The organism is Caenispirillum bisanense, from assembly GCF_039523075.1.
Classification (GTDB): Bacteria; Pseudomonadota; Alphaproteobacteria; order Rhodospirillales; family Rhodospirillaceae; genus Caenispirillum; species Caenispirillum bisanense.
In genome coordinates, this window is the sequence record NZ_BAAAEP010000001.1 from 126,593 (window position 1) to 151,315 (window position 24,723).

General features: G+C 71.3%; 23 protein-coding genes. 7 read left to right on the forward strand and 16 right to left on the reverse strand.

Annotated features, from left to right (window positions below):
- Positions 1-21 precede the first annotated feature (21 nt).
- Positions 22-1,101: a formate dehydrogenase subunit gamma gene (locus tag ABD056_RS00605; protein ID WP_343863387.1), complete on the forward strand. Its 1,080-nt coding sequence runs from the start codon at positions 22-24 to the stop codon at positions 1,099-1,101.
- 89 nt (positions 1,102-1,190) lie between these two features.
- Here ABD056_RS00605 and ABD056_RS00610 read toward each other — a convergent pair whose 3' ends face one another.
- Together ABD056_RS00610 and ABD056_RS00615 are read right to left on the reverse strand one after the other, a co-directional pair.
- Positions 1,191-1,367, reverse strand: coding sequence for a hypothetical protein (locus ABD056_RS00610; RefSeq protein WP_343863389.1), 177 nt, complete (start codon positions 1,365-1,367; stop codon positions 1,191-1,193).
- Positions 1,364-1,879, reverse strand: a complete 516-nt coding sequence (locus ABD056_RS00615) for a hypothetical protein (RefSeq protein WP_343863391.1) — start codon at positions 1,877-1,879, stop codon at positions 1,364-1,366. The genes ABD056_RS00610 and ABD056_RS00615 overlap by 4 nt, the downstream gene beginning before the upstream one ends.
- A 152-nt stretch (positions 1,880-2,031) precedes the next feature.
- Here ABD056_RS00615 and ABD056_RS00620 point away from each other — a divergent pair, with 152 nt between their 5' ends.
- Positions 2,032-2,511, forward strand: coding sequence for a DUF892 family protein (locus ABD056_RS00620; RefSeq protein WP_343863394.1), 480 nt, complete (start codon positions 2,032-2,034; stop codon positions 2,509-2,511).
- A 91-nt stretch (positions 2,512-2,602) separates the two neighbouring features.
- A complete protein-coding gene (locus tag ABD056_RS00625; RefSeq protein WP_343863396.1) occupies positions 2,603-3,172 on the forward strand; it encodes a hemerythrin domain-containing protein in 570 nt (189 codons plus the stop codon).
- A gap of 74 nt (positions 3,173-3,246) precedes the next feature.
- Here ABD056_RS00625 and ABD056_RS00630 read toward each other — a convergent pair whose 3' ends face one another.
- Both ABD056_RS00630 and ABD056_RS00635 read right to left on the reverse strand, forming a co-directional pair.
- On the reverse strand, positions 3,247-3,711 hold the full coding sequence (locus ABD056_RS00630) for an SRPBCC family protein (protein ID WP_343863398.1): 465 nt from the start codon (positions 3,709-3,711) through the stop codon (positions 3,247-3,249).
- Positions 3,701-4,042: an ArsR/SmtB family transcription factor gene (locus ABD056_RS00635; RefSeq protein WP_343863400.1), complete on the reverse strand. Its 342-nt coding sequence runs from the start codon at positions 4,040-4,042 to the stop codon at positions 3,701-3,703. The genes ABD056_RS00630 and ABD056_RS00635 overlap by 11 nt, the downstream gene beginning before the upstream one ends.
- 176 nt (positions 4,043-4,218) lie before the next feature.
- On the opposite strand from ABD056_RS00635, the gene ABD056_RS00640 reads away from it, so the two are divergent.
- Together ABD056_RS00640 and ABD056_RS00645 are read left to right on the forward strand one after the other, a co-directional pair.
- On the forward strand, positions 4,219-5,502 hold the full coding sequence (locus ABD056_RS00640; RefSeq protein ID WP_343863402.1) for a hypothetical protein: 1,284 nt from the start codon (positions 4,219-4,221) through the stop codon (positions 5,500-5,502).
- Between the two features lie 2 nt (positions 5,503-5,504).
- The gene (locus ABD056_RS00645) at positions 5,505-6,029 is read left to right on the forward strand and encodes a DUF4142 domain-containing protein (protein WP_343863404.1); all 525 of its coding nucleotides are present in this window, start codon (positions 5,505-5,507) and stop codon (positions 6,027-6,029) included.
- Positions 6,030-6,099: 70 nt separating this feature from the next.
- Here the strand turns inward: ABD056_RS00645 and cysC are convergent, their stop codons facing one another.
- From cysC to ABD056_RS00685, 8 genes are all read right to left on the reverse strand, one after another.
- Complete coding sequence (gene cysC, locus ABD056_RS00650) at positions 6,100-7,968, reverse strand: adenylyl-sulfate kinase (RefSeq protein ID WP_343863406.1); 1,869 nt, start codon at positions 7,966-7,968, stop codon at positions 6,100-6,102.
- Positions 7,969-8,141: 173 nt separating this feature from the next.
- Positions 8,142-8,936 carry a sulfate adenylyltransferase subunit CysD gene (gene cysD / locus ABD056_RS00655; protein ID WP_343863408.1) on the reverse strand — a complete coding sequence of 265 codons (795 nt, stop codon included), beginning with the start codon at positions 8,934-8,936 and terminating at the stop codon, positions 8,142-8,144.
- 2 nt (positions 8,937-8,938) lie between these two features.
- Positions 8,939-9,679, reverse strand: a complete 741-nt coding sequence (locus tag ABD056_RS00660; protein ID WP_343863410.1) for a phosphoadenylyl-sulfate reductase — start codon at positions 9,677-9,679, stop codon at positions 8,939-8,941.
- 22 nt (positions 9,680-9,701) lie between these two features.
- Entirely contained in the window at positions 9,702-11,105 is a 1,404-nt protein-coding gene (gene cysG, locus ABD056_RS00665) for a siroheme synthase CysG (protein ID WP_343863412.1), read from the reverse strand.
- 37 nt (positions 11,106-11,142) lie between these two features.
- The gene (locus ABD056_RS00670; RefSeq protein ID WP_343863414.1) at positions 11,143-11,457 is read right to left on the reverse strand and encodes a 2Fe-2S iron-sulfur cluster-binding protein; all 315 of its coding nucleotides are present in this window, start codon (positions 11,455-11,457) and stop codon (positions 11,143-11,145) included.
- Entirely contained in the window at positions 11,454-12,506 is a 1,053-nt protein-coding gene (locus ABD056_RS00675; RefSeq protein WP_343863415.1) for an NAD(P)/FAD-dependent oxidoreductase, read from the reverse strand. Before ABD056_RS00675 ends, ABD056_RS00670 begins: the two co-directional genes overlap by 4 nt.
- A gap of 93 nt (positions 12,507-12,599) precedes the next feature.
- Positions 12,600-14,312 carry an NADPH-dependent assimilatory sulfite reductase hemoprotein subunit gene (locus tag ABD056_RS00680; protein WP_343863417.1) on the reverse strand — a complete coding sequence of 571 codons (1,713 nt, stop codon included), beginning with the start codon at positions 14,310-14,312 and terminating at the stop codon, positions 12,600-12,602.
- A gap of 262 nt (positions 14,313-14,574) precedes the next feature.
- Entirely contained in the window at positions 14,575-15,234 is a 660-nt protein-coding gene (locus tag ABD056_RS00685; RefSeq protein WP_343863419.1) for a TetR family transcriptional regulator, read from the reverse strand.
- A gap of 139 nt (positions 15,235-15,373) precedes the next feature.
- Here ABD056_RS00685 and ABD056_RS00690 point away from each other — a divergent pair, with 139 nt between their 5' ends.
- Together ABD056_RS00690 and ABD056_RS00695 are read left to right on the forward strand one after the other, a co-directional pair.
- Positions 15,374-16,606: an efflux RND transporter periplasmic adaptor subunit gene (locus ABD056_RS00690; protein WP_343863421.1), complete on the forward strand. Its 1,233-nt coding sequence runs from the start codon at positions 15,374-15,376 to the stop codon at positions 16,604-16,606.
- The gene (locus tag ABD056_RS00695; RefSeq protein WP_343863424.1) at positions 16,603-19,761 is read left to right on the forward strand and encodes an efflux RND transporter permease subunit; all 3,159 of its coding nucleotides are present in this window, start codon (positions 16,603-16,605) and stop codon (positions 19,759-19,761) included. The genes ABD056_RS00690 and ABD056_RS00695 overlap by 4 nt, the downstream gene beginning before the upstream one ends.
- Here ABD056_RS00695 and ABD056_RS00700 read toward each other — a convergent pair.
- From ABD056_RS00700 to ABD056_RS00715, 4 genes are read right to left on the reverse strand one after another with little or no spacing between them, the layout of a single operon-like run.
- Positions 19,725-20,918: an FAD-dependent oxidoreductase gene (locus ABD056_RS00700; protein WP_343863426.1), complete on the reverse strand. Its 1,194-nt coding sequence runs from the start codon at positions 20,916-20,918 to the stop codon at positions 19,725-19,727. The genes ABD056_RS00695 and ABD056_RS00700 overlap by 37 nt on opposite strands.
- A gap of 39 nt (positions 20,919-20,957) precedes the next feature.
- Positions 20,958-21,794, reverse strand: coding sequence for an N-formylglutamate deformylase (hutG, locus tag ABD056_RS00705; protein WP_343863428.1), 837 nt, complete (start codon positions 21,792-21,794; stop codon positions 20,958-20,960).
- Entirely contained in the window at positions 21,791-23,329 is a 1,539-nt protein-coding gene (gene hutH, locus ABD056_RS00710; protein WP_343863430.1) for a histidine ammonia-lyase, read from the reverse strand. Before hutH ends, hutG begins: the two co-directional genes overlap by 4 nt.
- Positions 23,326-24,690 carry a formimidoylglutamate deiminase gene (locus tag ABD056_RS00715; protein ID WP_343863432.1) on the reverse strand — a complete coding sequence of 455 codons (1,365 nt, stop codon included), beginning with the start codon at positions 24,688-24,690 and terminating at the stop codon, positions 23,326-23,328. The genes hutH and ABD056_RS00715 overlap by 4 nt, the downstream gene beginning before the upstream one ends.
- Between the last annotated feature and the right edge of the window lie 33 nt (positions 24,691-24,723).

Genomic DNA, 24,723 nt, shown 5'->3' on the forward strand with positions numbered 1-24,723 from the left:
GAGCAGCGGAGGACCGACCCCATGGCGCACCGAGCCTTCCCGCCCCTGATGGCGCTGTTCAGCGTTCTTCTCGTCCTCGCCCTGCTGGCCGTGGCGACGCCGGCCCCGGCGCTGGCGCAGCAGACCATCGACGCCGGCGTCGGCTCCGGCACCGATGTCATCGAGCCCACCGGGCCGGGGCTGGAGCGCCAGACCCCCGGCGCGGTGACGGAGGAGAACTTCCAGCTGGTCATCCCCGACCAGAAACAGGTCGGCCGCATCTCCATCCCCGACGAGAAGCTGGCGACGCTGGTGCAGCCGCAGGGGCGCGACTGGCGGACCTACCGCATGACCCTGCTGGTGTGGGGCGGTGCCATCGTCATCCTGGGGATGCTGGCGGCGCTCGGGCTATTCTTCCTCATCCGCGGCCGCATCCGGCTGGACGAGGGCTTCTCCGGCCGTCTCGTGCAGCGCTTCGACGGGCTCGACCGCTTCGCCCACTGGACGTCGGCGGTGTCGTTCCTGCTGCTGGCGATCACCGGCCTCATCATCACCTTCGGCCGCCACGTGCTGATCCCGCTGATCGGCCATCAGGCCTTCATGCCGGTGGTGGACGTGTCGAAATACATCCACAACTACGCCGCCATTCCCTTCGTCTTCGGCATCCTGCTGATGCTCGCCCTGTGGGTGAAGGACAACATCCCCAACCGCGAAGACCTGCTGTGGATCAAGGACATGGGCGGGTTGCTCGGCAAGGGCGGCTCCCACCACCCCGACGCCGGACGCTTCAACGCCGGCCAGAAGGCGGTGTTCTGGGGTATGGTGCTCGGCGGTCTGGTGATGGCCGGCACCGGCCTGAGCCTGCTGGTGCCCTTCGCCCTGGGCGGCGTCAACACCATGCAGCTGGTGCACGTGGTCCACGCGGCGCTGGGCATGCTGCTGATCGCCGGCATCCTGGCCCACATCTACATCGGCACCCTCGGCATGGAAGGCGCCTTCGACGCCATGGGCAAGGGGGAGGTGGACGAGAACTGGGCCCGCGCCCATCACCGCGGCTGGTACGAGGCGCAGCGGGATGCCGGCGCCGTCTCCGACCCCAACGCCAACCGCAGCCGGCGTTAGGCCCGCGAAACACCTGTCGCCTGAACCAAGGGCCGGCCCGCGAGGACCGGCCCTTGCTTGTTGCTTGTGTGAGGGGGAGGGCGTCGCGGTCAGTCGTGGTGCTCGTTGGCCCAGTCCAGGCGGCCGTCGACCGGCGCCTGCCGCTCCACGCGGGCGGACTCGCGCGAGAAGGCGTCGGTGGCGGAAACGCTGATGACGTTGTAGCCGAGGCCGGTCACCGTCATGGTGACGGCGACGAAGGCGAGGGCGGCGAGAAAGGCCTTCATGGGGCGGTCCTCCGTGAGCGGGCGCGGTCGGGCAGCGGGTCGTCGCCGCCGTAGAGCATGGGGCTGCGGGCGAGGCGGGAGGCGGCAAGGCCGGTGACGCCGCCCCACACCACATGGACGGCGATCATCAGGGCGTTGCGCTCCGCCGGGTGGCGGGTGGCCGGCGTCAGGATGCGGGCCAGCGGCAGCCAGCCGAGGTAGCTCACCGCCCACACGCCGAGGCCGTAAGCCACGCCCCGCCGCACCGCCTGCCGCCGATGCAGGCCGAGGGCGGCGAAGGCGGCGCCGCACAGCGCGCCGAAGCCGAAATGGCTGGCGAGGGTGGCGGTGGTCATGGGCCCCGGCGGCAGCGACCGGCCAAGGGCGCGCTCGGCCACGTCCTGGGTGATCTCGCGCGGCGGCAGGGGATAGCGCTGCCGGTGCGGCAGTGCCGGATACAGTTCCTCCTTCGCCACCGTCATGGTGTAGGTGCCGACAATGCCGGCCAACGCCCCGATCAGCAGATCCCTCATGGGTGCTCCTTGCGGCTGTCGAGCCATATAACGCGCGGGCGAGACAATCGGCGCCGGCGGTCGCTTATTAGTCGACGGTCGACAGGAACCGGTACCCCAATGCCCACGTTTGCCAGGGAGACTCTTGCACACCATTCCTGGGAGAGATTGATATGCCCGACGCGAAGGACACCCTGGTCAGCTGGCTGCGCGACGCCCACGCCATGGAGGTCGCGGCCGCCAAGAACCTGAAGAACAACGTCGACCGCTTCGAGAAGTCGCCGCAGATCAGCGCCGGTTTCGACGAGCACCGCTCGTTCTCGGAACTGCAGGCGCAGGAGCTGGAGGCGTGCCTGCAGCGCCTCGATGCCGACCCGTCGATGCTGAAGGACAGCGCCATGAAGCTGGCCGGGCTGATGCAGCCGTTCCTGACCGCCATGTCGGCGGACGAGCACGTCAAGCACCTGCTGGCGGCCCATGCCTATACCCACTTCGAGGTCGCCTCCTACCATTCGCTGGCGGCGGCGTCGCAGCAGATCGGCGAGACCGGCATCGCCGAGGTCTGCCAGCGGTTCATGGAGAAGGAACGCGCCTTCGCCGACTGGATCGACCAGCAGATCCCGGAAATCTCGCGCCAGTACATCAACCGCTGACGTCGCGGCGCCCGAGGGCGCCCAGGCAGGGGCCCCGGCCGTCCGCCATGGGCGGGCGCGGGGCTTCTGCCGCCTGCCAAGGAGTCACCTCATGAGGGACCGACATCATCGCCATCCGGCCGCCGCCTCCAGCGTCTGGCCGGTCGCCCTGGCGGGAGCACTGGCGGGCGTGCTGGCAAGCCGTCTGCTGCCGCCGCTGCTGGCGGAGGCGGCCGGGCGCACCACCGGCGCCGATCCGTTCGACCGCCTGGCCTGCGATCACCGCGCCATCCTCGACCTGCTGCACAAGATGGAGGAAGCCACCGGCACCGCCGGCCGCGCCACCCTGCTGTTCCGCCTGAAGCGGCGGCTGGCCGCCCATGCGCTGGCCGAGGAAGACATCGTCTACCCGCTGCTGCGTGCCCGCGCCGGCGCCGCCGAGGCGGCCCAGCACCTCTACGCCGAACACGCCGAGATGAAGATGCACCTGCACGCCCTGGAAGACCTGGTACCGGCTGACGGGGAGTGGGCCTTCCAGGTGCGGGCCCTGCGCGAACTCATCGCCCGCCATGTGCGGGAGGAGGAGCAGGAGCAGTTCCCCCGCCTGCGCCGCCACCTGGACGAGGCCGGCATGGCCGCGCTCGCCGGCAAGGTACGCCGCGAGAAGGCGATGATCCTCTAGCGGCGGCCCGTGCGTTCGGAACCGCCGGCCGTCCCCCCGCCCTGTCAGGGTGAGGGGCGGCCGGCGGTCTGCCGTTACAGCGTCTCCGCCAGCTCGGACAGTTGGGTCAGGCAGGTGCCCCAGCCGTCGAAGAAGCCCATGTCGGCATGCTTCTGGCGGTCGGCTTCGTCCTTGTGCAGCACCAGCGCGGCATAGCGGGTACCGCCCTCCACCGCCTCCATGGTGATCTCCACCGTCATGAAGGTCTCGGCATTGGGCCGGAAGGCGGGGCCGAGGGCGTCGGTCCACACCAGCCGCCGCTGCGGCTCCGCCACCAGCACGCAGCCGGGCGTTCCGTCCATGGCCTGCCCCTCCGGCGACTGCATCACCACCGTGAACTCGCCGCCGGGGCGCGGGTCCACCACCGCCCGCTGCACCGTCCACGGCCGCGGGGCGAACCATTGCCGCAGAAGCTCCGGCTCCGTCCACGCCCGCCACAGCTGCGCCGGGGTGGCCTTGACCGTCCGTTCAAGGAGCAGGTCGAGCTTGTCATTCTTCATCACATCTCCCTTCGTCTGTCGGTTGTTGGGCCAGAAAAGCGTCAAGCTGATCCAGCCGGGCTTCCCAGAGGCGCCGCTGCTGCCCCAGCCAGTCCTCGGCCAGTCGGGCAGCCTCCGGCCGCAGCCGGCAGGTGCGCACGCGCCCGGACTTGGTGGTCTCGATCAGGGCGCTGTCTTCCAGCACGCGCAGGTGCTTGAGGAAACTGGGCAGGGCCATGGTATGCGCCGCCGCCAGTTCGGACACGCTCGCCGGCCCCAGGGCCAGCCGCGCCAGGACGGCGCGGCGGGTGGTGTCGGCGAGGCTGTGGAAGATCGCATCAAGGTTAGCCATGTAGCTAAGTATTGAGGCGGGCGACGGTGCTGTCAAGGCCGAAGGCCGTGCCGCGGCGGCAGGTGGTAGGCGGAAGTCTTAGGGCATCGGGCGGAGATAGCGCCCATCCCCGGCGGTTCAGCCGGCGTTGCTCGACCACACGCCCATACGCTAAAAAGCCGGAGGAGACCCGCCGAATGGCATTCAATCCGCTGACCGAAAAAGGGATTCCCCTCGACCGCCAGCTGCGCCACTGGGCGGAGCTGAACGTCGAGCCCTACCGCAAGGAGGATGTTCACCCCTACACCCGCACCCGCGTCATCGCCATGAACGGCGTCGAGGTGGAGGCGGCCATGTTCTCCCACAACATGGCCCGCCACACCGTCGACACCGGGCTTAAGAAGGTGCTGGCGCAGGTCCGCCGTATCGAGCAGCAGCAGCAGAAGGTCTGCAACTGGCTGATCCCCGGCGAGGAGAACAGCATCGAGAACACGGTCGGCTATGAGCAGGTGGCGGTTGATCTGACCTCGTGGGTGGCCCGCAACGAGCCCGACCCCTACCTGAAGCAGGTCTACGAGTTCGGCCTGCTGGAGGACTTCGACCACCTCTACCGCTATTCCAACCTGCTCGACCTCATGGGCGGCGACCCGGCGGCCATCGTCGGCGGCTACACCGAGATCACCCCCGGCCGCCCGACCATCTTCGAGCATCGCCATCCGTCCGACGAGCTGCGCCGGCCCATGACCATCCATGCCGCCGACTTCCAGTCGGTCATGAACGCCATGACCATCCTGGCGGCCGAGCAGCAGACCATGAACTACTACATGAACATCGGCAACCGGCCCACCGACCCCATCGCCCGCGGCCTCTACCTGGAAATCGCCCAGATCGAGGAACAGCACGTCACCCATTACGAGTCCATCATGGACCCGACCATGGGCTGGCACATGCACCACGTCCTGCACGAATACAACGAGTGCTGGATGTACTGGTCGTTCATGGAGGACGAGACGGACGCGCGCATCCGCGCCATCTGGGAACTGCACCTCAGCATGGAGCTGGAGCACCTGCGCCTGGCCTGCGAGGCCATGAAGGCCATCGAGGGGCGCGACCCGGCCGACTTCCTGCCGGCCAACGGCATGCCCCGCGGCGTCCAGTTCCACGAGAACAAGGACTATGTGCGCGGCGTGCTGGCCGCCCAGTCGGACCTGACGGCGTGGGATTCCGAATTCCTGCCCATCGACCAGCTGCCGAAGGATCACCGCTACTTCGACTATCAGGCGGCGGTGAATGCCTCGGTGCCGCCGACGGAACAGATCATCGCCCGCCATCGCGAGGAACGCGGCGAGGATTACCGCCTGGAAACCGAAGGGCCGAACCCGGTGCCGGCGCTGCGTCGCAAGGGCAACGGCTCCACCATGGCCTATCACGACCGGGTACAGATGAACACCGAAGAGCCCCGCGCGGGCGGGAGGATGTGAGCATGGCTGACGACGACAAGCACACCGGCCTGCAGGGTGCCGCCGACCGCGCCCAGGACATGATGGGCGGCATGATGGGCCGCGCTTCCGCCGCCATGGCCGGCGACAACACCGGCGTCTTCATCGAGAACGCCACCATCGGCGACCTGTACGAGCGGGAGGCGGCGCGCATCGCCCTGGAACGCAGCGGCACCGACATGGTGCGGCACATGGCGATGATGATGCTGGACGACCACTACACCTCGACCCACCAGCTGCAGTCGACCCTGCGCAGCATTCCCGATGCGCCGCATCCGCCCGACGGGCTCGACACCCGCCGCAACCAGATGGTCGAGCACCTGCGGACCGCGACGGACGAGGATTTCGACAGCCGGTACCTGGAACAGCAGGAAATGGCGCACAAGGAAACCCTGACCCTGTTCACCAACTACGCCGACAGCGGCGCCGACCCGCGCCTGCGCTTGTTCGCGCAGGCCACGGTGCCGGCGCTGCGGCGCCATCTGGCGGCGGTGCAGGCCATGCGCTGAGCCGTCCGGCACGGCATGCAGGCACGCGCGGCGGCTCCCCCCGGGGCCGCCGCGTTGCCGTTGCGGGTGGTCAGCCGGTGCGGCCGTTGCGCCGCCGCTGGCTGCCGAAGGCGTCGATCACCTGACGCTCCAGCAGGTCCAGGCTCTCGGTCAGGCCGAGGCTGCCGGTCGGCACCACCAGATCGGGCTGTTCCGGCACCTCGTAGGGGGCGGAAACGCCGGTGAACCCCGGCAGTTCGCCGGCATAGGCCTTGCGGTAGAGGCCCTTGGGGTCGCGGTCGGCGCAGACGCTGACCGGGGCATCGACATGGACCTCGCGGAAGCCGTCGCCGATGATGGCGCGGGCGGCGGCGCGGTCGGCCCGGCGGGGCGAGATCAGGCTGACGATGGCCAGCGTGCCGGCATCGGCGAACAGCCGTGCCACCTCCGCCACCCGGCGGATGTTCTCCGACCGGTCGCCGTCGCTGAACCCAAGGTCGCCGCACAGGCCATGGCGCAGGTTGTCGCCGTCGAGGGTATAGACCTGCCAGCCGGCTTCGAACAGGCGGCGGCGCAGGGCCATTGCGAGCGTCGACTTGCCCGCCCCCGACAGGCCGGTGAGCCACAGCACGCCGCCGGTGTGGCCGTTGCGGCGGTGGACCTCCGCCGGCTCCACCGACTGGGCGACGGCGGTGACGTTGGGGCTGGCGGCGGCGGCCTGTTCGATGACGAAGCCGCCGGCGACGCGATGGCCGCGCACCAGCACGCCGCGCCCGGTCAGCGGGTTGTCGGCGAAGGTGTCGAAGGCCATGGCGCCGTGGCTGCGCAGGATCACCTCGGCCACGTCGCCGCCGTGCACCTGCTCCGCCGGGCTGGCGCCCAGGCTGGCGACGTCGACCACCTGCACCACCTTGTCGACCACCGCCGCATGGGCGGCGGTGCCGAGGCGGACGGTCACCCGGTCGCCGGCCGCCAGCGGCTCGCGGTCGAGCCAGAACAGGCGCACCTGGATGCGGCTGCCGATGTGCTGGGCGGTGCCGGGGTGGCTCGCCACATGGCCGCGCTCGACGAACAGGTCGTCATCCAGGGTGATGGCCACCGACTGGCCGGCGCTGGCGGCGATGGGGGTGGAGCCGCGCCAGGTCTCGAACCCGGCGACGGACGCCTCGCGCCCCGTGGGCTGGAAGCGGATGCGGTCGCCGACGCGCAGGCGCCCGGTCTCGATGCGGCCGACCAGGATGCGGCGGTCGCCGTCGCGGTAGACGTCCTGCACCGGGAAGCGCAGCGGCAACTCCACCGGCTGCGGCCGGGCATTCACCTGATCGAGCGCCTGGGTCAGCGTCGGCCCCTGCCACCACGGCAGGTTGGTGCTCGGCCGCACGATGTTGTCGCCCTCCCGCGCCGACAGCGGCACGCAGGCCAGCGGCGTGATGCCGATGCCGGCGAGGTAGCCCGTCACCGCCTCCGCCGCCGCCTGGAAGCCGGCCTCGGCCCAGTCCAGACGGTCCATCTTGTTGACGGCGACGATCACCTGCGCCACCCCCAGCAGCGACAGCAGGTAGGCATGGCGGCGGGTCTGTTCCGACAGCCCCTGCACCGCATCCACCACCAGCACGGCGGCATCGGCGGAGGCGGCGCCGGTGACCATGTTGCGCAGGAATTCCTTGTGCCCCGGCGCATCGATGATCACGTAGGGGCGCTTGCGGGTCTTCAGCCAGATGCGGGTGGTGTCGAGCGTGATGCCCTGGTCGCGCTCCACCTGCAGGGCGTCCATGACGAACGACCACTCGAAATCGACGCCGCGCCGGTCCGACTGGGCGCGCAACTCGTCCAGCTTGCCGTCGGGCAGCGAGCCGGTCTCGTGCAGCAGGCGGCCGATGAGGGTGGACTTGCCGTGGTCGACATGGCCGACGATGACGATGGGCAGCGGCGGCACCGCGTCCTTGATGCGTGGCGACATGGTGTTCTGGTCCCTGGCTGGCTGGCAGGAGGCGTCTGCGCCTCGTCTTTTTGGTTCGGGTGCCCTCAGGCGCCGGGCTGCCGCGCTTCGCGGCCTTGGCTCACGCCGCATAAGCGGCGGCGCGCGGTCGCGCTTGCCAAGCTGCAATGAGCGACACTCATTGCAGCTTGGTACTACATGTACCCGGAGGCCCGCAGGCGCTCGAAGCTGTCCTCGGCCTCGTGGTCCATGGTGCGGCCGGCGCGTTCGGGGGCGGTGGTCGCCTCCAGTTCGGCGATGATGTCGGCGATGGTGGCGGCATCGCTGTCGATGGGCAGCGTGATGCCTTCCTCGCCCAGCGAGCGGAACCGCTTGCCGTTGCGGGCGAAGTAGAGCGGCACCACCGGAATGCCCTCGCGCTGGATGTAGCGCCAGATGTCCACCTCCGTCCATTGCAGCAGCGGGTGGATGCGCACGTGGGTGCCGGGCGGGAAGTCGGTGTTGTAGTGGTCCCAGAACTCCGGCGGCTGGTCGCGGAAGTCCCAGGCGCCGTCGCCGGCGCGCGGGCTGAAGACCCGCTCCTTGGCGCGGGTGGACTGCTCGTCGCGGCGGATGCCGGCGATGATGCCGTCGAAGGCGTAGCGCTCCAGCGCCTGCTTGAGGCCGAGGCTTTTGCGGGCGGCAAGGCGGCTGCCGGGCGGCAGGGTGGGATCGGTCAGCTCGATGGGCGGGCAGGCGTCGGCGATGAGGTCAAGCTTCCACTCGCGGGTGAAGCGTTCGCGGAAGGCATAGGTCTCGGGGAACTCCAGGCCGGTATCCAGGTGCATCACCGGGAACGGCACGCGGCCGAGGAAGGCCTTGCGCGCCAGCCAGATCATGACGTTGCTGTCCTTGCCCAGCGACCACAGCATGCCCAGCTTCTCGAAGCGGTTGTAGGCTTCGCGCAGGATGAAGATGCTCTGGCTTTCCAGGGCGTCGAGATGGCTCATGGTCACACGCTCCTTGGGGCGGCGGCGGAGAACGGCAGGTGGATGCCGCATTCGGTCTTGTCGGCGGCGTGGCGCCAGCGGCCGGCACGGACGTCCTCGCCCGGCGCCACGCGGTCGGTGCAGGGCATGCAGCCGATGGAGAGGAAACCGTCTTCCTCCAGCGGATGACGGGGCAGGTCGCGGTCGGTGAAGGCGCGGTCGAGGGCGTCGCGGCTCCAGTCCGCCAGCGGGTTGATCTTCACCCGCGCCCCGTCGGCCTCGACGCGCGGCAGGGCGGCGCGGGTGGCGGCCTGGAAGCGCTTGCGGCCGCTGATCCAGGCATCGAAGGGCGCCAGCGCCCGGGCCAGCGGCTCCACCTTGCGCACGGCGCAGCAGCGGTCGGGCGCCTGGGTCCACAGGATGCCGTCGGGGTCGGCGGCGGCGACGGCGGCCGGATCGGGGCGGATCACCCGCACGTCGGTCAGGCCGAGGCGGGAGACCAGCCGGTCGCGGTAGCGCAGTGTCTCGCCGAACAGCTTGCCGGTATCGAGGAAGACCACCGGCAGGGCCGGGTTCACCTGCGCCACCAGATCAAGCAGCACGGCGGACTCGGTGCCGAAGGAGGACACCAGGGCGATGCGGCCGGCGAAGGTGTCGGCGGCGGCGGCGATCAGGTCGAGCGTGGTCGCCTCGCCCCAGGCGGCGGCGAAGGCGTCGGCCGGGTGGGCGGCGGGCTGGCGGAGGGCGGCACTCTGCGAAGGCATGGCGGGCAGGTCTCCCGGAGCGTCAGAGGACAGCGGCGCGAAGGGCGGGGGCATCGGCGGCATCGGCGGCAGCGGCGGCGGCGGCCGTCACCTCGCCGATGACGAGCAGGGCGGGGCCGGCGAGGGCGGCGGCCTCCACCACCGCGCCGAGGCTGGCGAGGGTGGCGGGGATCAGCCGCTGGTCCGGCCGGGTGCCGTTCTCGATCACGGCGCAGGGGGTGGAGGGCGCGCGGCCGGCGGCCATCAGCCGCGCGGCGGTGTCGGCGGCGGTGCCGACGCCCATGTAGACGACGACGGTGTGATTGGCGGCGGCGAGGCTGCCCCAGTCCGGCCCGCCGCCGTCGGCCTTGGCGTGGCCGGTGACGAAGGTCACGCCCTGCGCATGGTCGCGGTGGGTGAGCGGGATGCCGGTGGCGGCGGCGCAGCCGAAGGCGGCCGAGATGCCGGGCACCACCTCCACCGGCACGCCGGCGGCCAGCAGGTGCTCGCGTTCCTCGCCGCCACGGCCGAACAGGAACGGGTCGCCGCCCTTCAGGCGCACGACGCGGCGGCCGGCGCGGGCATGGTCGATCATCAGGCGCTCGATCTCGGCCTGCGGCAGGGTGTGGCGGTCCTTGCGCTTGCCGACGTCGATGCGCAGGGCGTCGCGGCGGACGCATTCCAGGATCTCGGCGGACACCAGCGCGTCGATCAGCACCACGTCGGCCTCCTGCATGGCGCGCAGGGCCTTGAAGGTCAGCAGGTCCGGGTCGCCCGGCCCGACGCCTACCAGCTGCACCAGCCCCGGCCCGTCGGCGGCGGCCTCGGCGCGGTTGAGGCGGTCGATGAGGGTGGAGCGGGCGCGCGCCTCGTCGCCGCCCAGGAAGGCGGCGGCCACCGGGCCGGCGAACACCCATTCCCAGAAGCGGCGGCGGGCGGCCTGTGGCAGGGTGCCCTTCACCGCCGGGCGGAAGCTGTCGGCAAAGCGGGCCAGCGCTCCCAGGCGGGCCGGCAGCAGGCTTTCGATGCGGGCGCGGATGGACTTCGCCAGCACCGGTGCCGCCCCGCCCGAGCCGATGGCGACCACCACCGGGTCGCGGTCGACGATGGCGGGCATGAGGAAGGTGGACAGGTCCGGCCGGTCGACCACGTTCACCGGCACGCCCGCCGTCTGCGCCGCCGCCGACACCGCCTCGTCCACCGGCGAGCCGGCGGCGGAGACGACGAACAGGCGGCCCTGCACGTCGCTGGCCGCAAAGGGGCGGCGGTGCAGGGTGACGGTGCCGACGCACAGCGCGCACAGATCGGCGCCCGGCGCCTTGGCGATCACGTCCACTGTGGCGGTGGTGCGGGCCACCAGGCGCAGCTTGCGGGCGGCTTCCTCGCCGCCGCCGACCACCAGGATGGAGCGGCCGGCCGTCGTCACGAACAGGGGGAACTGGTCCATGGGCGTGGCCCTCCTCGGGCGCGCAGGTCGGGGCGGATCAGAGGTCTTCGGGCGCCAGCGTCACCGCCAGGCCGCTCAGCTCCGGGCGGAACAGGATCTGGCAGGACAGGCGCGAGGCCGGCTCCACCGACGGCGTGGTGTCGAGCATCTCGATCTCCTCGTCGGTCGGCGGGTGCAGCAGGTCCTGCCAGTCGGCATCGACGTAGACGTGGCAGGTGGCGCAGGCGCAGGCCCCGCCGCACTCCGCCTTGATGGGCAGGCCGTGGTCGCGGATGATTTCCATCACCCGCCAGCCTTCCAGCGCGTCGAGGACGTGGGTCTCGCCGGCGCGATCGGTCACCTGGATCTTCATGCCACGTTCAGCCGCTTCTGCAGGGTGGTGGAGGAGGTGGTGTACTGGAACCGCAGGCGTTCCTCGGGCCGCGCGTAGCGGAAGGCCTTCTGCGCCGCCAGCGCCGCCTCGTGGAAGCCCGAGAGGATGAGCTTCAGCTTGCCGGGGTAGGTGTTGATGTCGCCGATGGCGAAGATGCCGGGGCGGCTGGTCTCGTAGGCCTCGGTGTCGACCGGGATCAGGTTCTCGTTCAGGTTCAGGCCGAAGTCGGCGATGGGGCCGAGCTTCATGGTCAGGCCGTAGAACGGCAGCAGGGCATCGGCGGGCACGGTGAAGGAGCCCTGGGCCGCGTTCTCCAGCCGCACGCCGGTCAGCCGGCCGTCGGCGCCTTCCAGACCCGCCAGCTTGGCGATGTGCAGGGTGATCTGCCCGGCCTGCACGGCGGCGCGCATCTCGGCCACACTGTGCGGCGCGGCGCGGAAGCCGTCGCGGTGATGCACCAGGGTGACCGAGCGGGCCTCCTCGCGCAGCGCCAGCGCCCAGTCGAGCGCGCTGTCGCCGCCGCCGGCGATGACCAGATCCTTGCCGCGGAAGGTCTCGCGCTTGCGCACCGCATAGAACACCGACGTGCCCTCGAAGCCCTCGATGCCCGGCAGCGGCGGGCGCTTGGGCGTGAAGCTGCCGCCGCCGGCGGCGATGAAGACCACGGGTGCGGCCAGCTTGACGCCGCCGTCCGTCTCCACCAGCCAGCGGCCGTCATCCAGCCGCGTCAGGCCCTCGACCAGCTGCTGGTGATGGAAGGTCGGGGCGAAGGGGGTGATCTGCTCCAGCAGGCGGTTCACCAGGTCCTGGCCGGTGATGACGGGCCACGCCGGGATGTCGTAGATGGGCTTTTCCGGGTACAGCTCGGCGCACTGGCCGCCCGGCTTGTCGAGCACGTCGATGACGTGGCAGCGCAGGTCGAGCAGGCCCAGTTCGAACACCGCGAACAGGCCGACCGGGCCGGCGCCGATGATGACCACGTCGGTCTCGACGGCATCGTGCGGGGCGGGGGGAAGGGCGTGGGTCACGGGTCTGTCTCCTTGTGCTTTTCCGCGGCAGTGGCCGCGCGGCGCGGTCGCGCCGTCCAAGTCTCGATGAGTCAAGCTCATCGGGACCTGGTGTTACTCGGCGGCGGCGGGGGCGGCCTCGGCGGCGGCCTTCAGGCGGTCGAGCCCGACGCGCTGGGCGAAGTCGCCGAAGCCCTCGCGGCCCTGGCGCTCGGCGGCCCACAGGCCGAACAGGCGGCCGAGGGTGGGCGGCACGGCGTCCTGCGGCACGCGCTCCAGCAGCTTGTCGTTGAGGCGGGTGCCCTCGACGGCGCCGCCGACGTAGATGGCGTAATGGCCGGGGGTGCGGCCGACGAGGCCGATCTCGGCGGTCGACGGACGGGCGCAGCCGTTGGGGCAGCCGGTGATGCGAAGGCTCAGGCGCTCGCCCCCGAGGCCGCGGCTTTCCAGTTCGCCGTGGATGGCGGCGACGAAGGGATCGCGCACCCGCTCCGCCTCCGCCAGCGCCAGGCCGCAGGTGGGTAGGGCGGGGCAGGCCAGCGTGGTGAGGGCGAGCGGCGGCAGGTCTTCGGCCAGCGCCACGCCGTGGTTGCGCAGCAGCGCCTCGACGCGCGGGCGGTCGTCGTCGGCTATGTTGGACAGCAGGATGTCCTGTTCCGGCGTCAGCACCGGGTCGACGGCGAACTGGGCCACCACCTCGCGCAGGGCGGTGCGCAGGCGGACCGTCTCGGTGTCCTTGATGCGGCCGCTGGAGACCGGCAGGCCGAGGTACCAGCGGCCGTCGCCCTGCGGGTGCCAGCCCATGTGGTCGGGCACCTGGAAGGCGGGCGTCGGGCGAGCGTCTTCCAGCGGGGCGCCGTAGAAGCGGTCGAGTTCGGCCTTCACCCAGGCGGCACCCTTGTCTTCCACCACGTACTTGAGGCGGGCGCGCTTGCGGTCGGTGCGGTTGCCGTGCTCGCGGTGGACGGCGATGACCGCCTCGATGCCGCGGATCAGGTCGTCGGGGCCGACGAAGGCGATGGGCGTGGCGAGGCGCGGGAACGTGTCGGCCCGGTTGTGGGTCTGGCCGAGCCCGCCGCCGAGGGCGAGGTTGTAGCCCTGCAGCGTATCGCCATCGAACAGGGCGATGATGGCGAGGTCGTTGGTCAGCACGTCGATGCTGTTGTCGGCCGGGGTGGCGAGGCCGATCTTGAACTTGCGCGGCAGGTAGGTGCGGCCGTAGACGGCGTCCTCTTCGTCCGCCCCGTCCTGATCCGGCGGCAGCGGCTCGCCGTCGAGCCAGATCTCGTGATAGGCGCGCGACTTCCAGCCGAAGCGGGCGGAGATGGCCTTGGCGTCGGCCTCCAGCCGGCGGTGGACCGCATCGGCGATGGGGGCGGGGTGGGTGACGACGTTGCGCACCACATCGCCGCAGGCGCCGAGCGTGGTCAGCAGGGCGTCGTTGATGCCGCGCACGGTCGCCTTCAGGTCGCCCTTGACGATGCCGTGGAACTGGATGCCCTGCCGCGTGGTGATGCGCAGCGAACCGTCGGCGTAAGGGTCCGCCAGCGCGTCGAGCGCCAGGTACTGCGCCGCCGTCAGCCGGCCGCCGGGGATCTTGGCGCGGACCATCAGCTGGTATTCCTTGCTCAGGCCCTGCTGCTTGCGGGCCGTCGCGGTGTCGCGGTCGAAGCCCTGGTAGGAGCCGTGGAACTTCAGCAGCTGATAGGCTTCCTCGGTGAAGGGCGTCGCCAGGTCGGCCAGTTCGGCGGCCAGACTGCCGCGCAGGCCCCGGCTGTCGGCCTTCATGGCCTCGACGGCGGACAGTTTGGTGCGTTCCTGGGCCATGGGACCTCCTTCGCGCAGGCAAGGGTCGGGCGTTGGCGCCCGACAGGGGGCGCGGCGGGTGGCGGACAGTCGTCGGTCAGACCGAAAGCAAAGAAAAAACCGCCGCAGCTTGCAGCCGGGCGGTCTGGACCCGTCGCTTTAGCTGCATTTGTAACGCGCCCGCAAGCTGATGCTCAAATCGGCGCCGTCCCCCTTAACTACGATGAGCCGAGGGGGAAGTCAACAGACATAAACAACAAAAATCTGTGGTTAAATAAATGAACTACGCAATCTCGGTGTGATTTTCGGGGCGGGGGAGGCGTCCGCGGGCGAGGCCGGCGAAGAACATGTCGATCATCGCCGGGGCGTCGCAGCGCAGGTCCAGCGGCCCGCCGCAGCGCAGGGCCAGCATGTGGATGCCGATGACGAAGGCATGCACGGCGGAGGAGGCGAGGGCGGGGTCCACCTCCGGAGGCAGTTCGCCGCTGGCGCGGCAGCGTTCCAGCACCCGGCGGATCTCGGCCACCAGCCGCTGGCCCTTGGCGTCGAAATGGTCCTGCACCGGCTGCATCTCGCCCACCAGTTCGGTACCCTGGATGAGGATGGTGAACACCCGCTGGCGCTGGGTGTCCTCGGCCAGTTCCTCGAACACCCGGCGGAACACCTGGCGGGTGCGGTCGAGCAGGTCGCGTTCGCCGGCATCGGCCTCGGCGATGTCCGCCAGCAGGTGGTCGATGGGCGACTCGACGCGGTGGATGAGCGCCGTCAGCACGTCGGCCTTGTTGCGGAAGTGCCAGTACAGCGCCCCGCGGGTTACCCCGGCGGCGCGGGAAATTTCGTCCAGCGTTGTCCGCGCCACCCCCTTTTCAAAGAAGATCGCCTCCGCCGCATCCAGGATCGCATCCCGCGTCAGCTCGGCTTCCGCCTTGGTCTTGCGCGCCATTGCCGTTCCCGCCTTGGCCATTCCACTCCGCAGAACGGGATATAGCGCCCCGGGCGGAGGCTGTCGAGGCTCTTTACAAACATCCATGTATGTATCTAAATTCGCCGCCACGAGAGTCATGCGACGAAGGACCAGGATCATGGGGCACGAGCGTGCAACGAAGGGGCGCCTGACGCGCCTTGCCGGGGTGGTGGCGATGGTGGCGGCGCTGGCCGCCTGTGACGAGGGTGCCGGCGGTGCCCAGGCGGCGGCCACGCCCGGCGCGCCGCCGCCGCCGGCGGTGACCGTGCAGCAGGTGACGCTGACCGACGTGCCGCTCACCCGCGAATACGCCGGCCGCACCCAGGGCGCGCGGGAGGTGCAGGTGCGGGCGCGGGTGGCCGGCATCCTGCTGGAGCGCACTTATGTGGAAGGGCAGGCGGTGGCCCAGGGCGACCTGCTGTTCCGCATCGACCCGCAGCCGTTCCAGGTGCGCCTGAACGCCGCCGAGGCCGGGTTGCAGCAGTCGCGCGCTGGCCTGCGGCAGGCGGAACGCAACTGGGCCCGGGTGGCGGAGCTGTGGCAGTCGCGCACCATCAGCGCTCGCACCCGCGACGATGCCCAGGCGGAACTGGACCTGGCCCGCGCCGCCGTCGCCGCCGCCGAGGCGGAAGTGGCTTCGGCCCGCATCGACCTCGGCTACACCACCGTCGAGGCGCCGATTTCCGGCGTCACCAGCCTGGAAGACCTGCCCGAGGGCAGTCTGGTCGGCACCGGCGCCGACAACGGCCTGCTGACCACCATCACCCAGCTGGACCCGCTGCACGTCGTCTTCGCCATGCCGGAGGCGGAGCGCATGCGGGAACGCGGCCTGCTGGAAAGCGGCCGCGCCAGCCGCGAGGGCGAGGACGGCCGGGTGGCGGTGGAAATCGTGCTCGGCGACGGCAGCGTGCATCCGCAGGAAGGGTGGGTGGACTTCACCGCCAGCGGCGTCGACCCCAACACCGGCACCATCCGCGCCCGCGCCATCGTGCCCAACCCCGATCACCGCCTGCTGCCCGGCCAGTTCGTGCGCGTGCGGGCCAAGGGGCTGGTGCAGAACGGCGTCGCGCTCATCCCCGACAAGGCGCTGATGCAGGGGCCGCAGGGTCCGTTCGTCTACGTCGTCGACGGCGAGGACAAGGCGCAGCCGCGCCCGGTGACCGCCGGCGCGCTGGTGGATGGCGCACGGGTGATCGAGGCCGGGCTCGCCACCGGCGACCGCGTCATCACCGGCGGCGTCATCAAGGTGCGGCCGGGTGCGCCGGTGCAGGCTGTCTCGGCCACCGCCGCGGCGCCCGATGGCGGCACCGGCACCGGCACCGGCGAGCAGCAGCAGGAGGCCCGGCGATGATCGCCCGCTTCTTCATCGACCGGCCCGTCTTCGCGACGGTGCTGTCCATCATCATCGTCATCGCCGGTCTGGCCGCCATGCGCGGCCTGCCGGTGGAGCAGTACCCGCAGCTGGTGCCGCCGGAAGTCAACGTCAGCGCCAGCTACCCCGGTGCCAGCGCCGAGGTGATCGCCGAGACCGTGGCGGCGCCGCTGGAACAGCAGATCAACGGCGTCGACAGCATGATCTACATGCGGTCGTCCAACTCCGACGCCGGCACCATGTCGCTGACGGTGACCTTCGAGGTCGGCACCGACCCCGATCAGGCCACCATCGACGTCAACAACCGCGTGCAGGCGGCGCTCGCCACCCTGCCGGAGGAAGTGCGCCGCCAGGGCGTGCAGGTGACCAAGCGGTCCAGTTCCATCCTGCAGGTGGTGACCATGCAGTCGCCGGACGGCACCCACGACCCGGTGTTCGTCTCCAACTACGCCCTTCTCAACGTGCTGGACGAGCTGAAGCGCACGCCGGGCGTCGGCGATGCCTCGCTGTTCGGGGCCAAGGACTATTCCATGCGCATCTGGCTGCGGCCGGACAAGCTGGCCCAGTACGACCTGACGCCCGCCGACGTGGCGGCGGCGGTGCGCGAGCAGAACGCCCAGTTCGCCGCCGGCAAGTTCGGCCAGGAACCCATTGCCGACGCCCACGCCTTCACCTACAGCGTCCGCACCCAGGGCCGGCTGGCGGAGGCGGAGGAGTTTGCCGACATCATCCTGCGCTCCGACGCCTCCGGCGCCGCGCTGCGGCTGGGCGACGTGGCGCGCATCGAACTGGGGGCGCAGGACTATTCCTTCACCGCCACCTACAACGGCGGCCCGGCCATCGCCATGGGTATCTACCTGCAGCCCGGCGCCAACGCCCTGCAGACGGCGGAGGCGGTGAAGGCGACCATGGAACGGGTGGCGCAGCGCTTCCCCGACGGTCTGGACTACGCCGTGCCGTTCGACACCACCCGCTTCGTGCAGGTGTCCATCGACGAGGTCGTCATGACCTTCATCGAGGCGCTGGTGCTGGTGGTGCTGGTGGTCTTCCTGTTCCTGCAGAACCTGCGTGCCACCATCATCCCGCTGCTGGCGGTGCCGGTGTCGATCATCGGCACCTTCGCCGGCCTTTACCTGATGGGCTTCTCCATCAACCTGCTGACGCTGTTCGCCATGGTGCTGGCCATCGGCATCGTGGTCGACGACGCCATCGTGGTGCTGGAGAACGTCGAGCGCGTCATGACGACGGAGAAGAAAAGCCCCCGCGACGCCGCCATCCAGGCCATGCAGGAGGTGACCGGGCCGGTCATCGCCATCGTGCTGGTGCTGTGCGCGGTGTTCATTCCGGTTGCCTTCCTCGGCGGCCTCACCGGCGTCATGTACAAGCAGTTCGCCATCACCATCGCCGTGTCGGTGGCCATTTCGGGCATCGTCGCCCTGACCCTGACGCCGGCCCTCTGCGCCCTGATGCTGAAGCCCGGCCATCACGAGCCGGCGGCGCCGTTCCGCTGGTTCAACGCCGCCTTCGACCGCGCCACCAGCGGCTATCTGGCCGGGGTGCGGCTGTTCCTGAAGCGCGCCGGGCTCGGCCTGATGCTGTGTCTGGCCATGCTGGGCGCCACCTGGCACCTGTTCGACCGCATCCCCGGCACCCTGGTTCCGGAGGAAGACCAGGGCGTGCTGTTCTCCATCGCCATGCTGCCGCCGGCCTCGTCCCTCAGCCGCACCGAGGCAGAGATGACCAAGCTGACCGACATGCTGCTGGCGCAGGAGACGGTGGACTCGGTGGTCACCTTCGCCGGCTTCGACCTGCTGTCCAGCTCGCAGAAGACCAGCGCCGGCGTCAGCTTCGTGTCGCTGAAGGACTGGTCGGAGCGCACCGCGCGGCAGGATGATGCCCGCGTGCTGGCCGGTACCCTCTCCGGCATGGCGGCCATGACCTCGCAGGAGGCGCTGGCCTTCATGATCAACCCGCCGCCCATCATGGGCATGAGCACCACCGGCGGCTTTGAGGTCTACCTGCAAAACCGCGCCGGCGACGATGCCGCCGGGCTGGCGGAGGTCACCAACCGGCTGGTCGCCGCCGCCAACCAGCGGCCCGATCTGGCGGGCGTGCGCACCACCTTCAACACCGCCGTGCCGCAGTACTACATCGACCTCGACCGCGCCAAGGCGAAGGCCCTCGGCGTTCCCATCGACAGCGTGTTCGCCACCATGCAGAGCACCTTCGGCTCGCTCTATGTGAACGACTTCACGCTCTACGGCCGCACCTTCCGCGTCAGCCTGCAATCGGAGTCCGACTTCCGCGCCAAGCCGGAGGATCTGCGCCATGTCTTCGTGCGCTCCGCCGGCGGCGACATGATCCCGCTCGACGCCCTGGTGACCGTCAAGCGGGTGACCGGGCCGGACCTGATGGAGCGCTACAACGTCTTCCCCGCCGCCAAGATCACCGGCGACCCGGCGCCGGGCGTCAGCTCCGGTCAGGCGCTGGCGGCCTTCCAGGCGGTGGCGGCGGAGGTGCTGCCGGAGAACTACACCCTCGGCTGGGTCGGCACCGCGTACCAGGAGGTGACGACGGAAGGCACCTCGGCCATCGCCTTCGTGCTCGGCCTGGTCATGGTGTTCCTCATCCTCGCCGCCCAGTACGAACGCTGGAGCCTGCCGCTGGCGGTGGTGACGGCGGTGCCGTTCGCCGTGTTCGGGGCGCTGCTGGCCATCTGGCTGCGCGGCACCGCCAACGACGTCTACTTCCAGATCGGCCTGGTGACGCTCATCGGCCTCGCCTCGAAGAACGCCATCCTGATCGTCGAGTTCGCCTCGCTGAAGCGGCGCGAGGGGCTGTCGGTGAAGGAGGCGGCGATCGAGGCGGCGCGCCTGCGCTTCCGGCCGATCATCATGACGTCGCTGGCCTTCATCCTCGGCTGCGTGCCGCTGGCGCTGTCGAGCGGCGCCGGCTCGGCCAGCCGCCATTCCATCGGCACCGGCGTCATCGGCGGCATGCTGGCGGCCACCTTCCTCGCCACCCTGTTCGTGCCGATGTTCTTCATGCTGGTGGAGAGCCTGCGCGAACGGCGGGAACGCCGCCGCGCCGCCGCCGCTCAGGCGCCGGAGACGGAGGTGCCCTCGGCCGGCTGATCCGGCCCGGTCGCGGCGGCGGCAGGGAGGGACTGATAGGCTGCCATCCAGCGGCGGTCGATGCGGTCCTTCCACCGCCACACCCAGTGGCCGGCGACGGCGAACGGTCCCCAGGCGGCCACCGCCCGGCCGTCGCCGGTGCCGATGAGGGCGAGGAAACGGCGCTGAGGCCTGAACGGCTGCGGCGCCGTTCCAATGAGCAGCCGGCGCAGGTTGGCGGCCAGCGGCGGACCTTGCCGCACCGCCATGACGCCGGCCTTGGGGCGGCGGTGGGCGACCATGGTGGCGACGTCGCCGGCGGCCAGGATGCGCGGGTCGGTCTCGCTTTGCAGGGTGGGGCCGACGCGGATGAAGCCGGCTTCGTCGAGGGCGAGGCCGGTCGCCCGCAGCCAGGGCGCCCCGGCCGCCTGGGTCGCCCACAGGCAGTCGTCAAAGGGCAGGGTGCGGCCGTCGGCGAGCCGCAGCCGCCCGGCCTCCACCCGCGCCACCGGCGCCTGTTCCTCCACTGCAATGCCGCGCGCCGCCGCCGTCGCCAGCAGCAGGCGGCGAGCCCGCGGCGGACCGCCCGCCAGCACCCGGCCGGCGGTGACCAGCGTCGCCGTCGCCCGGCCGCGCAGGCGGTGTTCGGCGCACAGGGCGACCTCGATCCCCGCCGCGCCGCCGCCGACCACCGCCAGGGCCAGCGGCCGGGGCGCCGCCTCCGCCCGCTCCACCACCGCCTGCCAGCGCGCCGACAGGTGGTCCACCGGCTTGAGCGGGGTGGCATGGCTGAGGGCGCCGGGCACGTCGTCGGTGCGCGGGGTGGAGCCGATGTCCAGCGACAGCAGGTCGTAGGGCAGGGCGGTGCCGTCCTCCAGGTGCAGCAGGCGGGCGTTCCGGTCGATGCCCACCGCCTCCGCCACCACCAGCCGGGCGCCGGCGAAGGCGGCCAGGCGGGCGAGGTCGAGGTGGCATTGAGCATGGCTGTAGAAGCCCGCCATGTGGCCGGGCAGCATGCCGGAATAGGGGGTTTCCCGCCGCCGCGACACCAGTGTCAGGCGCACGCCGGCCATGGGCCGCTCGCCGAACGCCTTCAGCACGTAGACATGGCTGTGGCCGCCGCCCACCAGCACCAGATGGCGGCCGTGATCCGTCGTTCCTGTGCCGCTTTCCGCCACCGCCGCCCCTCCCGCAGACCGTCCGCGGGCATGGTAGCGTCAGGCGGCGGCGGGGCGCCAGTCGGTCATGGCCTCCAGCAGCCGTTGCAGCCACGGCCGCAGCCGGTTGGCCTTGGCGGGGCGGTAGGCGAAGGGCGGCGCCGTCTCGTCCATGTAGGCGTCCTGCGCCAGCTCCATCTGCACGGCATGGACGCCCTGCGCCGGCTGGCCGTAGGCGCGGGTGATGTGGCCGCCGACGAAGCGGCCGTCGACCACCGCCGTATAGCCGTCCGCCTCCACCGCCGCCGTCAGCACCGCCGCCAGACGGTCGCGCAGGGCGGCGTCGCAGCTGGTGCCGCGGGCGGTGCCGAGGTTGAAGTCGGGCAGCCGGCCCTCGAACAGGCGCGGCACCCGGCTGCGGATGGAATGGGCGTCGTAGAGCAGGGCGAAGCCGTGCCGGTCCTTCGCCGCCGCAATGGCCGCCGCCAGGGCCTCGTGGTACGGCCGCCAGTAGGTTTCCACCCGCGCCGCCACCTCGGCCGCGTCCGGCTCGCCGCGCGGCTGGTAGAGCGGGCTGCCGTCGAACAGGGTGGTCGGGCACAGGCCGGTGGTGGCCTGGCCGGGGTAGAGGCTTTCCCCGTCCGGCGGCCGGTTGAGGTCGACCACATAGCGGCTGAAGCGGGCGGCGATCACCGTCGCCCCCAGGCCGGCGGCGAAGTCGTAGAGGCGCGGCACATGCCAGTCGGTGTCGCGCAGGGTCAGCGCCTCGTCGGTCAGCCGGCGGGCGAGGTCGGGCGCCAGTTCGGTGCCGCAGTGGGGGATGCTCACCACCAGCGGCGAGTCCCCCGGCGTCAGGTCGAAAATGGCGGCCGGGGCGGCGGCGGGGGCGGCCGTCATGGCGCATCCTCCAGCGCCACCACCACCATGTCGTCGAAACCGCCGCCGCGCACCAGGGTGCCGATGGCGACCAGATCGGGCGCGAAGTAGCGGTCGACCTCATACCGCGGCACGCGGGCGCGGATGCGCTCCATGGCCTGCTCCACCGGGGCGGAGCTGCGCAGCGGGCGGTGGAACTCCAGGCCCTGGGCGGCGGCCAGCAGTTCGATGCCGACGATCTCCGCCACGTTGCCGGCGATGTCGCGCAGGCGGCGGGCGGCGAAGGTGGCCATGCTGACGTGATCCTCCTGGTTGGCGGATGTCGGCAGGCTGTCGACGCTGGCCGGGTGGGCCAGGGTCTTGTTCTCGCTCGCCAGCGCGGCGGCGGTGACGTGGGCGATCATGAAGCCGGAGTTGAGCCCCGGCTCCGCCACCAGGAAGGGCGGCAGGCCGCTGATGGAGGCGTCGATCAGCATGGCGATGCGCCGTTCCGCCAGGGCGCCGATCTCCGACGCCGCGATGGCCAGCTGGTCGGCGGCCATGGCGACGGGCTCGGCGTGGAAGTTGCCGCCGGAGATGACCTCGCCGGTGTCGGTCAGCACCAGCGGGTTGTCGGTGACGCCGTTGGCCTCGATCCGCAGGGTGCGGCCGGCCATGCGCATCTGGTCGAGGATGGCGCCCATCACCTGCGGCTGGCAGCGCAGGGAATAGGGGTCCTGCACCCGGTCGCAGGCCTCGCCCTGGTGGCTGGCGTTGAGCGGGCTGCCGCCCAGCAGGTCGCGGAACAGCCCGGCGACGGCAATCTGCCCCGGCTGGCCGCGCAGGGCGCTGATGCGCGGGTCGAACGGCTTGTGGCTGCCCTTCACCGCCTCCACCGACAGGGCGCCGGAGATGATGGCGGCCTTGAAGCAGCGCTCGATCTCGAACAGCCCGGCGAGCGCCAGCGCCGTCGACACCTGGGTGCCGTTGATGAGGGCGAGGCCTTCCTTGGCCTTCAGGTCGACCGGGGCGAGGCCGATGGCGCGCAGCCCGTCCGGCGCTGGCATCACCTCGCCGCCAAGGCGGATCTCGCCGATGCCGAGCAGCACGCCGGTCATGTGGGCGAGCGGGGCGAGGTCGCCGGAGGCGCCGACCGAGCCCTTGGACGGGATCACCGGCAGGGCGCCGCGGTGGTAGAGGGTCAGCAGCGCCTCCACCAGCTCCGGCCGCACGCCGGAGGCGCCGACGGCGAGGCTGGCGATCTTGCTCGCCAGCACCAGCCGCACCACGCCGTCGTCCAGCGCCGGGCCGATGCCGGTGGCGTGGGAAAGGATGAGGTTGCGCTGCAGCTGGTCCAGGTCTTCCGCCGCGATGCGCTTCTGCGCCAGCTTGCCGAAGCCGGTGTTGATGCCGTAGACGGCGTCATCGCCGGCGGCGATCCGCTCCACCAGCGCGCGGGAGGCGGCCATGCGGGCGCGGGCGTCCTCCGGCAGCGTCAGCGGGGCGGCGTCGAAGTAGATGCGGCGCAGGGCGTCGAGGCTGAGGCCGCCGGGGGTGAGGACGATGCTGTCGGTCACGCGAAGAGCCTTTCAAGAACGGGAGTGAAGCGCCGCGCCGCCTGATCTTCCAGCGGGTGGCGGCCGTCGCGCACGACGGCGCGGCCGGCGATGTAGACATGGCGCACCAGGGCCGCGTTGCCGGCGAAGATCCAGCTGTCGAGCACCGCATCGCCGCTGCGGCCGGCCAGCAGCGGGTGGGCATCGTCGAGCACCACCACATCGGCCCGCCGGCCGACCGCCAGGGCGCCGGTGGCGAAGCCGCAGGCCCGGGCGCCGCCCGCCGCCGCCGTCTCGAACAGGGTGCGGCCGGTGCTGCGGTCGGGGCCGCCGGCCAGCACGGTGCGGCGGCGGTGGGTGAGGCGGGCGCCGTATTCCAGCCAGCGCAGTTCCTCCACCGGGCTGACCGAGATATGGCTGTCGGAGCCGATGCCGAAGGCGCCGCCGGCGGCGAAATAGTCTTCCGCCGGGAACAGGCCGTCGCCCAGGTTGGCCTCGGTGGTCGGGCACAGGCCGACGACGCAGCCGGCCCGCGCCATGCCGGCCACTTCCTCCGCCGTGACGTGGGTGGCGTGGATCAGGCACCAGCGGCCGTCCACCGGCAGGTTCTCCAGCAGCCAGCCGACCGGGCGGCGGCCGGTGTGGCTGAGGCAGTCGTCCACCTCGCGCGTCTGTTCGGCGATGTGGATGTGGATGGGGCCGTCGGGCGTCGCCGCCGCCAGCGCCTGCAACTCCTGCCCCGGCACGGCCCGCAGGGAGTGGGGGGCGATGCCGACCACCACGTCGTCGCGGCCGGCGTAGGCGGCGCGCAGGGACTCGGTCAGGCGCAGGAAGCCGTCGAGGTCGTGGATGAACCGGCGCTGCCCCTCGGTCGGCGGCAGGCCGCCGAAGCCGGAGGCGGCGTAATGGACCGGCAGCAGGGTCAGCGGCATCCCCGCCGCCTGCGCCGCCGCCGCCACCCGGTGCGCCATCTCCGCCGGGTCGGCGTAGGGGCGGCCGTCGGGGGCGTGGTGCAGGTAGTGGAACTCCGCCACTGCCGTGTACCCGGCCTTCAGCATCTCGACATAGAGCTGCGTCGCCACCGCCTCGAAGTCCTCGGGGTCGAGTCGCGCCACCGCCCGGTACATGGCCTCGCGCCAGCTCCAGAAGCTGTCGCCGCCGGACCCGGAGCGTTCGCCCAGGCCGGCGATGGCGCGCTGGTGGGCGTGGCTGTGCAGGTTGGCGAGGCCGGGCAGGGCAATGCCGGCCACCGTCTCGGCCTCCGGCGAAGGCTGAGCATTGCTCTCGACTTCCGTGATGCGGCCGGTGTCGTCGACCGTTACCGCCACCGCCTCGGCCCATCCCTGCGGCAGCAGAGCCCGGCGGAAAAACAGTTTGCGCATGGACGCCTCCCCGATATTATAGGCAAGCCTATA